We start from the raw sequence: 11647 nt of genomic DNA, 5'->3' as shown, positions 1-11647 counted from the left end.
GACCCGGATGAGCGACAACGGCCCCAAACAAAGAAGGAAAACGAGCTTGACCCAAACGCCCAATTAGAGAAGCCGACGTTGGTTCGCGGTGCCTGTTGGCAGCAATGCGGACAAAAGCTGCCTTTCGCTGTGTCTGCTCCAATGAGCGCTTTTACAGTGAAAAGGTCCAACTATGTAGACGATACCTTATCGAAGAAGTCTTTTCGACTGCTAGCAAAGAGGCGTGTTTAGGGCGACGCTGTGTTGCGTTCGAGGTGCGGTGTTATGGGTCGAGACTAGTCCAGTTAAAAGGCCTCAGAATTCATCAAATTCTGGAACATTGCCAAGCCTTACAAGGAAACTTGGTGATCCGACTTCGCCGCTGTTCGGGTCTTCGCTGACTGTGTAGGCATCGACACCCGCGCACTTTTCGGATCGGACTTCTCTTTCCGCTCTGTTTTGCGCTTCCGATGCTGTCGAATGCTCAAATTGCTTGTCAATTTTCAGGGTTACTTGACCATCGCGCCCTACTGCCTTCTCAACATATGTCTGGCAGATGTAGTGAACCTTTACTGCGCTCTTGTCTGAATCTGTCATAGATACTTCCTCGGAAAGAGTGGGAACGGTTGCGAAGGTTGGGAGAGACATGAGGCGGAAACGTATTTGTCTGCTTCTCGCATAACCAGATCATGAATTGCCAGGTTTGGTGGCAAACAGAAAACAGGGAATCAGTGTTGGTGTCATCCCTTTTTGACGGCTTTGGATGCGTTTTTTTTCTTCGTTGCAGAGGCGGCGTCGGTAGGGGTGTTCGCTTCCCTCTCGAGCCTAGCAGTGCGAAGCCGGGCGATCTTAACTTGTCGTTGCTGTGCTTCTTCGTCGATTATTTCCCTGACGACACGCGTTGTCTTGTCCATCGCCGTTTCCGGCTGGGGATCAAGTGCTTTAAACAGGGTTGTTTTCGTCGGCTTGGGCAATGGTCAATCTCCTTAGGGGCTTGGTATTCACATGTTTGAGCCAGGTATTTCAAACCAACGCCAGGTCTTGGCTTGTACCTTGGATGTTTCGCAACAGCTTTGGGGATCGGTCCGAGAGCAGCTTTGTTTCGATGTCGGGTGCGGCCATGGCATGCATCAACGCGCTATAGTTTATCTGAAATCTCATCTCGGTTCCGACCGGTAGCGGTGAGCGGTTCGTGCAAATGATAAGATGATCGCTTGTTGCGCCGACAAATGAGTGTCCGGAAGGCATCGAAAGCCCCGAAACATCCGTGTCCTGATGCCCAATGGCGAGGAGCAGACGTGTGGTGTACCCACTGTTCGGGACAAGGCGAAGTCTTACCAAAACCGGATCGACAAAGTTGGCGGGTGGAAATACTGGCTTTGTATCGGTCTCAATAACTTCAGCGACAAGTGTGAATGCATCCTTATAGAGGCCGCCTATCTGATCTCCTGTAACCGGATCAACGCCTAGAAGTATGGCTTCCCCCAGCCTCAGATCGCTGATGCGGCCAGTCGATTGCCCCCCGAGCGCCCAGGGCAAACTAGCGGAACCGCCACCAGATACCGTTTTAAGGAAAGGGCCACATGCCCCTTCGGTTTCCGTCGCCAGGTCGCAGAGAGCCGCCATTTTGCTAGCATTGGGGGCTATTCCACTGAGGCAGGCAAAGTTTGACCCGATACCCTTCAACGCAACACCGGGCATATTCATGACGTGCCGTGCAATTGTGGCCAAGTTCTCCGGCAGTATCCCTTCGCGCAGGTCGCCCATCTCAACCATCAGGATAATGCCATGAGTCGTGTTTTCCCGGATCGCAGCATCGGCCAAGGCTGCGATCACAACTGGCTCTGTATTGTAGCTTGCCTCGCAGAGTTGGACGACCTCATTGGCTTGGCTCAGCAGCGGTGTTCGGATCAAAGTAATCGGGCTAGTTAGACCGGCTGTGCGCAACCTCTGCACGTTGCTGAGACGCGCATCTGCAAGACCCAGCGTGCCGCCGCCCAGCATAGCTTTGGCGATGGCTGGATGCCCACACACTGCTTTGGTCACTCCAGTGACACTGATGCCACGCGTCTTCAGCCGCTCGACAACTGTCTTAGTATTGTGGCGTATCTTGCTCAGATCCACTTCTATGCGAGGAGTGCTCATACCGCGGCCACAGGTATTCCTCGATGCAAACCAGGATAGGCGGCAACGACCATGGCGAGCAAATGCGCTGCCGGTCGGCTTAACGCATCGGTCACAGGCAATCCAAGTTTTTGAGATTGTGCTGCAATAGCGTCCGTAATTTCGGCTTCGGACATCCCTTCATGATTGAGTGTGACGCCGATAACCTTCGTATCGGCAAACGCTTCGATAAGAGCAATCTCACGCGCAGGGGTGGGCATCGGCATATTCGGAAAATCGCAGCGATGCGCGCGTTTGGGCGCGTGCTGAAGGATGACCGCATCGGGTTGGCTGCCCCGCAATATAAAAGCGGAGGTGCAAAATGCCGGGTGGCTTAGCGCGCCCTGACCCTCGATCAGGATCACGTCAGGCCGTTCACCGTCCGAGGCGGCAACAATCGCACCCTCAAGCTCGCCACAGCAGAACTGCGGTGGCACCGCGTCCATTGCCACACCGTATTTTGCGCCCTGCATCAAACCCGTCTGGCCCGTGCCGACAAGCACAGTCTTGATCCCTTTTGCGTTCAGCGCACGTGCCAGCACTGTCGCTGTCGTCCGCTTGCCAATGGCGCAATCGGTCCCGAGAACCGCAATACGCAGAGCTTCCACCCCTGCTACGCTGCCATCAAACAGTCGCATGTCTTTGCTTGGCTTGGGTTTTCGTATGTCGCGAATGGTGACATCCCGTTGGGAAGCGGCGGTAGCGATTTCAGGGTCGTCGCTCAAATATTCATGCAAACCACTGACGATGTTCAAACCAAGTGCTATGGCATCCAGAATGACGCTCCGATCAGATGGTGAGATTTTCCCAGTCGAGGGTGCCATCCCGTAGATGAGCGTATCGGGGATCAGCGCCTCATGGACGAGAGCCGTATTCAGATCATTGAAGACCGGTATGTTGTTCATCGCATCGTCAAGAACCAACCCGCTGTCCTGCCCACCGTGGTTGCTGTCAATGACAGATTGGATCCGGTAGGCTTCTGAATGACGCACGAGGCCGTTTGCCGTCTTGCCATCAATTTTGGCGAAGTTGCCCTCACAATAGATGATGGCGCTTGGGGGAATGATCGGCTGGGTTACGGTCTTGGATTGGGTGTTATCGTTTTGAACTGATGGAGACACTTGCGCGCCACTGTCATTCCGCTGGATGCTATCGATGGTCTTAAGGTCGGGTTCCATGTTTGGGTCCTTTGGATGACTGGCACAAATGGCATCACTGCCATCGGTGCCGAGATTTGAAGCCGGAGTAGTCGTGGTCCTGCGCGGTGCGCGCTCAGTTGTCGAGCACACACACGCCTTTTGATTTGCGGAAGTTCTTGTTGCATCCCCAACGGTTTCCGGATCGGTCGAGATGGGCGTTCGCGGGAACCTCTATGGTTTTGCACCCCTCGCCAGACGCGGCATATCCTCGTTCGCATTTCCACCCCTGGCCGTACGCCGCATCATCGAAGTAGGCATGCTCGGGAACCACCACGGCCACGCACAGACCATCCAGTTCGAAAAAGCCCCGCTCACATGTCCAGGGTTGGCCGTAGCTAGATGTATTCAGGTAGGCGTTGGGCGGAACCGCAATGGCACTACATGCGTCTCCATCGGCCCGAAACCCGCGTTCGCAAAGCCATTTGGGCCCATAAGATGTATCTGCCAGATAGGAGTTTGCGGGAAGGACAATCTCTTGGCAGGTGTCGTCGAGTTTGAAAAATCCGCGCAGGCAGTGCCAGCGTTCACCCGATGGGTCCAGAAACCCGCCCTCGGGGACAATCACTTCAACACAGGCATCTTCATGGCTCCTGCTAAAGCCGTGGAAACACTCCCACCCTGGACCATATGTGTGGTTGGTCTCATAAGCATTTTCCGGCACAATCACTGCCGCACAAGCATCGCCATTCAGTCTATACCCCTTATTGCATTGCCACCCATCCCCGTAGCTTTTTGCGCTGGCGTTCTCGGGCATCCGCTGCCCGGTGGATTGGGCCAATGCAGGCATCGCAAAGAGAAGCAAAGCAAAGATTGAGACGACAAATAACGCCAAAATGGTTTGAACGGCTGTCGACATACGTGTCCCGCAAGCTGCCTGCGGCAGTCGCAGCATTAGGTCGGACCTATGATCCATCCAGCTCAAGCCCCGCGAGACAAGCCGCTGCGAGCTCCCGGTTTGGCGTGTCGGAGCCCGGTGGCGTCGCCCAGCCCGTATCCATCATAGCCTTGCGGCGGTTGAACCCAGAGGCCTCCCGAAGGACGACCAGTTTTTCTGCGCTTTCCGGGTCAGTCGCTGACATATCCAGGCAGACTGGCACCATCGCCAGTGTCACTTCTTCGCCTGCAAGTTTCTGCGCCATGTCCTGAGCATTGCCGCTGGTTGTCCAGCCACCCCAGGTAAAGCCGAGGATAGAGACCGCAATCGCACCGGTTAAAGCACCGTAAATACCTGGTTTCGTCCATTCTGGAAAAGTCATTTCATATCCCTTGACGGAGAAAGCGCCGCCTCACTGTTTTGTTTGTTTTTGTCCAGCTCTGATTTACGTCAGGGCCATTTCTAAGTCGCGGTGATCGTTAAAGCGCAATCGGCATCCGCCGGTGACCCGACGGATCGGCAGATGCGTTAAGGTCTTTCGCTCCGCCACCATGCTGTGACTTTGCGTAAATTCATCTCCCTCAAAGAACTCACAACTGCCTGGCGGCGAGTCATCGGGAGAACCGGCCACCACAAACGGATGGGCAAATGTCACAAGTGATGTGGTCGTGCTCGACAACATCGGCAAACTTCTCAAACATCAGATCCCTTTCAGAGGACGTGACAGCTGAATTTTAATGGTGGAAGATTGTAGTCCGCTCTGGCAGAGCGATGGGCCTAGACCTCAGAAAACCACATCTCTTGGACCCTCTATGTAGTCTCTTGGCGTCGCAATTACAATGTTATCTGACCTGGCTCTGTTTCTAAGTCCGCCAATACCCTTGAAAGTAATGAGAGTTAGAAAGCCTTCACCTTTTGTATCGGCAAAACCCTCGCCAGTTACGTCACTTTTTTTGGTATGCTACCCAGATGCCGACCTTCGCTGCATTCCAGAAAATCTACAAGATGGGCTCAATCGAGACCTTAGCAGCAGCGTGCAACGATGATCGCTAAGCGGACTCTGCAGTCACTCGATTCTTACTTTCGCTGACGCAGCATATACTTGCGAACGTGGTACATCGTTCGCTGCATCGCAGCCGAGTTTTCTAATTCAGCCATACAGAGCGTGGAGTTGCCCAAAGAGCTCGCTTCAGCACCGGAATACGATACGTTTCGTCCGCAGGTCTTGCTCGATACGGCAAAACGGAAAAGAACCATTAACCAATTTCCTACAAACCACGACCTGGTTTTAAGTTCTTTTACTTCTTCACGGCATTTCTTCAGCACTTTTTGAAGAGGTGAACCATGTCTTTGCGCATACTTGTCACGTTTGTTTTTCTGATCAGTGCTGCTGTCCAAGCTGCCGCTGAAGGGTGGGAACTCCAGCGCGCGGATGGGAACGTTCGCATTTCAGTCGATGGGAAGACCTGGAGCCGTGCAAAGGACGGGACGACCCTGTCCAGCGGAACCTGGATCCGAACTGGCCCGCGCAGCCGCGCGATCCTCGGTCGCGGAGTTGAGCGGATCATTTACCGTGCGAATACACTCGCGGCGGTCTCCGTTTCTCAGCCGACGGGTCAAACCACGCAGGTCACTCACCAGCGTGGATCTGTCTTTTTGTCTGTGGTTACCAAGCAGCGTAAACGCACTAGCGTTGTCACACCGCACCTGGCCGCCGTCATTAAGGGGACGGTTTTGGAGGTTACCACCAACCAGCAAAGCGCATCCGTTCGGGTCGACAAGGGCGTTGTCGAGGTCCGCAGCGATGAACGCAGCGTCGATGTCGAAGCGGGTCGTGAGGCCGTCTCCGATGGTCAATCTCTGAGCGTCGCTGCTGCAGAAGTGACCAGTCAAGTTCCGGGTGCACCGAATACCTTCAGCACCGAATTGCGAGAAGTTCCCGCGTCGAACAGTCAGAACAATGGGCGCGCGACAGGACCTGCCAATACCGGCAACAACGGCATTGGTAACGGCAACGGCGTTGGTAACGGCAACGGCGGCGGGAACGGCAACGGTGGCGGGAATGGCAACGGTGGCGGGAATGGCAACGGTGGCGGGAATGGCAACGGTGGCGGGAATGGCAACGGTGGCGGGAATGGCAACGGCAACGGTGGCGGGAACGGTAACGGCGGCGGGAACGGTAACGGCGGCGGGAACGGTAACGGCGGCGGGAACGGCAACGGCAACAACGGGAATGGAAACGGCAATGGAGGCGGAAACTGACACCCTCCTCCCATGTCATGCGGCATTTGCTTGTCGTGCATTTGATTGTCGCCGCGATCCTCCTGGCTGATCGCGGCGGCTTTTTACGTGGGCTGAATGACCGCGTGGAAGACATCAGGTCAGGTCTACTCGACCGCAGCGCGTCCGGCGATTTTGTGTTTGTGGCGATTGACGCAGACTCCATCCGCGCTGTGGGCACCTGGCCCTGGTCTCGTCAGGTACATGCCGACATCCTCGAAAACCTGTCCAGAGCAGGCGCTATTGATGTCTTTTTTGACATCGACTTTGCATTTCCTGCCGATCCGGCTGGTGATGCGGCCTTTGCAGCAGCTCTGGACAGATCGGGGAGCGCCTATTTGCCCGTCTTTCAACAGCTTAGCCGCACGAACAGCAGCGAGGAAACCATCAATTGGCCCATGGAAGATTTTGCGCAGCGAAGCTGGCCCGCACTGGTCAATGTCTTCGGCGATGCGCAGGGGGCAATCCGCTTCTATCCGTACGGCGCGGTAATCGCGGAAGAGTATATCCCATCAGCCGCTGCTTTGATCACCGGCACGTTTTCGGAACGATCCGGCAGCTTTCCGATCAACTACGCCATTCGACCGGACAGCGTACCGGTTTTGTCTGCGGTCGACGTCGCTGAAGGCAGGTTTGAAGCGGATATGATCGCAGGGCGTTCAATCGTCGTGGGGGCTTCCGCTATTGAGTTGGGCGATCTCTTTGCGGTTCCTGTCCACGGAATTATCCCAGGACCACTTGTGCATGTCTTGGCAGCCGAGACCCTGGCGGGTGGTATCGTCCCAGCGACACTCGCGACAGGTTGGATTTTGCTGGGCTTGCTTGTGCTGTTGCTTTTGTTCCAGATGCGGGCGTTCCGAAAGCCGACGGCTTTGATCACTGCCGCTGGGCTGGCCCTCGTTGCGAGCGAGGTTGCAGCTTTCGGGGTCTTCGCGCGGCATGCCATCGTGGTTCCCACAGCACCTCTGTACCCAGGCCTGCTTGTCTTTTGCAGCTGGTCGCTCCTCTGGCGGTTGAAGGTCAACAGAACAATCATTGCCAGGCAACGGCAGGAGGTCGCCAACACCTCAGCTCTTTTGCGGCAGGTTTTCGAGGACAGCTTCGATGCCATCGCCATCGTCGACGAGACGGGCAGAGTGCGGATGCACAGCGATTCCGCAGCGCGTCTGTTCGATTATACCGACACACAAGACCTGATGCTTCCTGCGCGGCTAAAAACCGAAGCTATGACGGCGATGCGGGCAGGCGGCGATGGGGCAATGCGCACCTACGAGTCCCTCGGCAACGGCACCGCCCTGCACCTGGAGTATACGGTCACGCCGTCGGAGACCGTGACCTTCGATCAAAACAAAGAGCAGACGGTTCAGATTGCCACACTGTCGATGCGCGACGTCACAAAGATCAAGCAGCAAGAACGCGATATCGCCTATCTTTCCAGCTACGACGCACTCACGGGCGCCCTCCGGCGCAGCGTTTTTCTCGATTTCATCAAGCTCCGTGCAGAGGCAGGCGAGTGTTTCGCGATCTTTGTATTCAATTTGAGCCGCTTCAAAACCGTGAACGTCGTTTTGGGCCGGGATGTCGGGGACGCTCTTCTGCGACATGTCGTCAAGCGTTTGGAAGAAGCAGAGTTGAACATCTCTGCTGCTGCACGCCTTGGCGGAGACACGTTTGCATGCTTCACCGAGTTCGCGGTGGATGACACCGACGTGCAAGACCTGGCGCATCGCCTTTGCGAGATCATCGGCAAGCCTTACGAGCTTGAAGACTCCAACGCCCGCGTCGGCCTGAAACTTGGTTATTCCATCATTGATCCCGGCACCGATGTTTCGGCTTCGGATGCGCTGTCCCAGGCCGAGGAGGCATTGGATGCTGCCAAGCTGGCCGGAAACGATGCCCCTCATCCTTATAACCCCGCGATGTCAAAGAAGCAGTTCCGGTCCCGGGCGATAGAGCGTGCGATGGGTCGCGCTTTGGACCGCGAAGAGTTCGAGGTCTGGTATCAGCCACAGCATCGCGTTGATGACCTCAAGCTCATAGGCTCCGAAGCTCTCTTGCGCTGGAAATCCGATACGCTTGGACAGGTCTACCCTGACGAATTCATCGAAATCGCGGAATCAACGGGTTTCATCAACGAATTGGGGGCGTGGGTTCTGGACAAGGCGGTGCGTGACACGATGGGCTTGCCCCCTCACATGAGCGTTGCCGTAAATGTCTCAGGCGTTCAGATGACTTCGGAGAACATCGTCAGCGACATCAACAGGCTGTTGCAAGAGACCCAATTCCCCGCCGCGCGCCTCTGTCTTGAACTTACAGAGACGGTTTTGTTCGATGGGACAGGGGAACTGGTGGAAATGATGCGCGATATCCAGTTTCGAGGTGTCTGCTGGGCCTTGGATGATTTCGGAACGGGTTATTCGTCGCTTGGGTACCTGTCGCAGCTTCCAATCGAAAAACTGAAAGTCGACAAATCCTTCATGCTTGGCCTCGGCACCGACCCAGCCGCAGAGCCGATCCTGACTGCGGTTGGAGATCTGTGCCGCGGTCTTGGCATGACTCTGCTGTGCGAAGGCGTGGAAACCGACGAGCACCTGAAATTCCTCCAAACCAGAGAAGTCGCCGAGGCTCAAGGATACCTCTTTGGCAAGCCGATGCCGTTTTCCGACTTCCAAGCATATGCGACCGACAGCGCGACATCGAACCGGCGCGGCAAGGCCAAAAGTTAGGGGCTAGCCGATAGGAGATGCACTGACGCGCTGCTTTGGCAGAAGCGCTTTGCCGCAGCGATCAGCCTGCCGCATATTACAAGCCATGCAGCAGCAAACAGCGATTGGAAACAAGCCTGATTTTGCCTGCTTCTTGTGAAGCGCCAGTGCCAAGTCTGCTGCAGGCCGCACCAATGACCAGTTGTCCCGCTGCTGAACTGTGGCAACTCTTGGATCACCACAGCAACTCTCCCGGCGAAGTGCACCCACAGCAAAAAAACGAAATAACGGGCTGGGCTCACAGCAGACTTCCGACGGTTTCGGTCAGTTGACGGGTGGCAGCCCAAAGCAGACGCGATCCGCGCTTCTTTTCCGCCTTCATTGTTCCAACGGGTCAGGGCGGAAACCGGACTTTCACTGCATTCGCCCCAATTTCTGCTTTGCAGACTGAGGCGTTTGCTCAAATGATTGGATCGCCTCTAGTCGGCTAGTAGTCGACGCGCCATACGGCTTGGGCAATTCGAGCCAATTTTGCCTGTCGAGCATCGATGCTCGACGTTGACCAGACCTCATGTTCGGCAACTGTGTCGTTGATTTTGAGTGGGCTTTCTAAAAAGTATTGACCTTCAACCTTCTCTGCGAAGGATTTATTGGCCAGCTTACGGTTTACTCCGCTTGGGAGCAACGTCATGTTACCAATCCGGTGCATATATTCCTCAATTTCCGCTTCTGGGTCGTCAAGAAATTCCGACCATTCCGCCGGTACGAACTTCTGAGGAAGAATGTGCTCTAAATTGAGCGAATTTGGATCAGATACCGCCTCGATGCCGGTATTGCCTTCAATATGATCGTTCAGCTTCTTAAGAGTGTACCGAGCTAGTTTCGAAACAGTGATCTGTTTTCGTGCGAACGAGGTCCGGAAGTCAGCGTCTGAAGGATACAGGCTTTTGATTTGATCAAATACATCCTTTGCTGAACAACTTGGGTTTTTGCGTACAAATTGTGCTGCCGAGGCAAAGACTTTTTCAATGTTGCCCGTGCCTTGCCCCATAATGATACTATAGCGGTAAGCGAAGGCGACGACCATTGAACTGACGCCGCCAAATATCTCGGGCCTTGCTTCGATAACAGAGAGTAGCAAGGGGTTATACTGGTTGACGTTGAACGTGACCAACTGATCGATGTTCGCCTTTATCCGCGATCGTTCACTACCCTCAAACAGATCCCAAGTTACATGTTCCGGATCATGCAAGGCCGAATAATATTCCGAAGAGTCGCGTAGGCGTCGTGACAACTGGACTACCTGCGTCTGGCTCTCAAATTTGTCGGCTATTCTCCTGTAAAGGTATTTTTCACGAACTACGTCATACTCAGAAAGCCAGTAATGCCTGAGGAAACGTTTCAATTCGATAGCACCAAGATACTCAACCATCGATCGCCAGTTGTCTTGCGTCCTTTGGAGCTTGTTTCCAGATTTAGAGAACAAGTAGTTTTTCAATAGGTCAGCAACCGACAGAGCCAAGCCGCGGTCGTTCAGAGTTTCAAAAAGCAGATACGCATCGTGGTCGTCCTTCACAGCAATTCGGATTACCTGGAATGTATCATCGATTGCTCCAGTGATGGCTGTAACAAGATCGCCGAGACTTTGGCCGCCGTCTAAGGTTTCACCAACCTTATCGTAGAGAGAGCAGTAGCAACTCGCGAGAAGGCGGTTAGTCTTTGGAATGCTACGTGAATTGACCTGCCGTCGAATGCGTTGGATGTCGGATTGATTGATTATATTTTCATCGTAGAAGTCGCGATTATTGGTATTCAGTGTTAGCTTTGGAATGGTGCTTTTGGACTGGTAGTCAAACTTACCCAAAAAATCTGTGCTGATTTGTTTGGCCGTGTCTTCCTCGCCCAACCGGCTTGCGTGATCCCGCAGTACGCAGACAAGTATTGAAGTGGTGGTAAGGCGCTGTTGCCCATCGATAATCTTGTAATTCGACTGGTCTTTGTCATTGATTACAAACGAACCAAGGAAGTAATCGTCGCGCTGATTCCGGATGGCGGCCAGAAAATCGTCCCATAGTTGGTCGACTTGTTCTGCTTCCCAGCTGAAATCACGCTGGAACTCAGGAACTGAATATCGCTTACCGTCCCGCAGTATGGTTCCGACATTGATTGCGCCCGTATCGATGTTTGCCAATTCGATAGCCCCTTTTTGTGTTGGTTGCCTTTTGGCTACCACCATGTTGTCGGAGCGGCGATAACTTTTCAATTGTATTGCACTTCATAAGCAGACCTTTTCAGTCTGTTGCACGAACGGCCGGTATCGGCCGTCCGACCACCGCAAGCAGACCAACTTTGAAACTTTGCAAAGTCCGGTTTCTGCGCATTGCTGTCTTTTGAACAGGCTGCAACAAAGGCTCAGCCCCCCTCCACACTACCTCGCCATCCCCTTG

General features: G+C 54.4%; 11 protein-coding genes. 2 read left to right on the top strand and 9 right to left on the bottom strand.

All coding sequences use genetic code 11. The annotated features are described in order from the left end of the window. Positions 1 to 294: 294 nt before the first annotated feature. The 8 genes from Q1A20_RS25600 to Q1A20_RS25565 form a co-directional block, all read right to left on the bottom strand. The gene (locus tag Q1A20_RS25600; protein ID WP_298975143.1) at positions 295 to 576 is read right to left on the bottom strand and encodes a hypothetical protein; all 282 of its coding nucleotides are present in this window, start codon (positions 574 to 576) and stop codon (positions 295 to 297) included. A 143-nt stretch (positions 577 to 719) separates the two neighbouring features. Continuing rightward, the gene (locus tag Q1A20_RS25595) at positions 720 to 953 is read right to left on the bottom strand and encodes a hypothetical protein (RefSeq protein WP_299410944.1); all 234 of its coding nucleotides are present in this window, start codon (positions 951 to 953) and stop codon (positions 720 to 722) included. 49 nt (positions 954 to 1002) lie between these two features. Then, a complete protein-coding gene (locus tag Q1A20_RS25590) occupies positions 1003 to 2124 on the bottom strand; it encodes an alanine/ornithine racemase family PLP-dependent enzyme (RefSeq protein ID WP_299919569.1) in 1122 nt (373 codons plus the stop codon). Next, the gene (locus tag Q1A20_RS25585) at positions 2121 to 3320 is read right to left on the bottom strand and encodes a DUF1611 domain-containing protein (protein ID WP_299737155.1); all 1200 of its coding nucleotides are present in this window, start codon (positions 3318 to 3320) and stop codon (positions 2121 to 2123) included. The genes Q1A20_RS25590 and Q1A20_RS25585 overlap by 4 nt, the downstream gene beginning before the upstream one ends. 94 nt (positions 3321 to 3414) lie before the next feature. Continuing rightward, entirely contained in the window at positions 3415 to 4197 is a 783-nt protein-coding gene (locus tag Q1A20_RS25580) for a hypothetical protein (protein ID WP_299737154.1), read from the bottom strand. Between the two features lie 46 nt (positions 4198 to 4243). Then, on the bottom strand, positions 4244 to 4597 hold the full coding sequence (locus Q1A20_RS25575; protein ID WP_298975135.1) for a hypothetical protein: 354 nt from the start codon (positions 4595 to 4597) through the stop codon (positions 4244 to 4246). A gap of 63 nt (positions 4598 to 4660) precedes the next feature. Continuing rightward, entirely contained in the window at positions 4661 to 4897 is a 237-nt protein-coding gene (locus Q1A20_RS25570) for a hypothetical protein (RefSeq protein ID WP_299854934.1), read from the bottom strand. Between the two features lie 395 nt (positions 4898 to 5292). Next, positions 5293 to 5613 (bottom strand): hypothetical protein, encoded by a 321-nt coding sequence (locus tag Q1A20_RS25565; RefSeq protein ID WP_299919567.1) that lies wholly within the window; start codon positions 5611 to 5613, stop codon positions 5293 to 5295. Positions 5614 to 5949: 336 nt separating this feature from the next. Between Q1A20_RS25565 and Q1A20_RS25560 the strand changes: the two genes are divergently transcribed. Both Q1A20_RS25560 and Q1A20_RS25555 read left to right on the top strand, forming a co-directional pair. Beyond that, positions 5950 to 6477: a hypothetical protein gene (locus Q1A20_RS25560; protein ID WP_299919564.1), complete on the top strand. Its 528-nt coding sequence runs from the start codon at positions 5950 to 5952 to the stop codon at positions 6475 to 6477. Positions 6478 to 6512: 35 nt separating this feature from the next. After that, complete coding sequence (locus tag Q1A20_RS25555; RefSeq protein WP_299919561.1) at positions 6513 to 9221, top strand: EAL domain-containing protein; 2709 nt, start codon at positions 6513 to 6515, stop codon at positions 9219 to 9221. A gap of 466 nt (positions 9222 to 9687) precedes the next feature. On the opposite strand, the gene Q1A20_RS25550 is transcribed toward Q1A20_RS25555, so the two are convergent. After that, the gene (locus tag Q1A20_RS25550) at positions 9688 to 11463 is read right to left on the bottom strand and encodes a DUF262 domain-containing HNH endonuclease family protein (protein WP_299919559.1); all 1776 of its coding nucleotides are present in this window, start codon (positions 11461 to 11463) and stop codon (positions 9688 to 9690) included. Between the last annotated feature and the right edge of the window lie 184 nt (positions 11464 to 11647).

The organism is uncultured Roseobacter sp., assembly GCF_947501835.1.
In the GTDB taxonomy this organism is placed as follows: Bacteria; Pseudomonadota; Alphaproteobacteria; order Rhodobacterales; family Rhodobacteraceae; genus Roseobacter.
This window is presented reverse-complemented; position numbering and strand designations above follow the sequence as displayed.

Bases quoted from the DNA above. Each gene is read 5' to 3' on its own strand.
- Q1A20_RS25590 (WP_299919569.1), bottom strand. From the start codon at position 2,124: ATGAGCACTCCTCGCATAGAAGTGGATCTGAGCAAGATACGCCACAAT.
- Q1A20_RS25570 (WP_299854934.1), bottom strand. From the start codon at position 4,897: ATGTTGTCGAGCACGACCACATCACTTGTGACATTTGCCCATCCGTTT.
- Q1A20_RS25585 (WP_299737155.1), bottom strand. From the start codon at position 3,320: ATGGAACCCGACCTTAAGACCATCGATAGCATCCAGCGGAATGACAGT.
- Q1A20_RS25600 (WP_298975143.1), bottom strand. From the start codon at position 576: ATGACAGATTCAGACAAGAGCGCAGTAAAGGTTCACTACATCTGCCAG.
- Q1A20_RS25580 (WP_299737154.1), bottom strand. From the start codon at position 4,197: ATGTCGACAGCCGTTCAAACCATTTTGGCGTTATTTGTCGTCTCAATC.
- Q1A20_RS25575 (WP_298975135.1), bottom strand. From the start codon at position 4,597: ATGACTTTTCCAGAATGGACGAAACCAGGTATTTACGGTGCTTTAACC.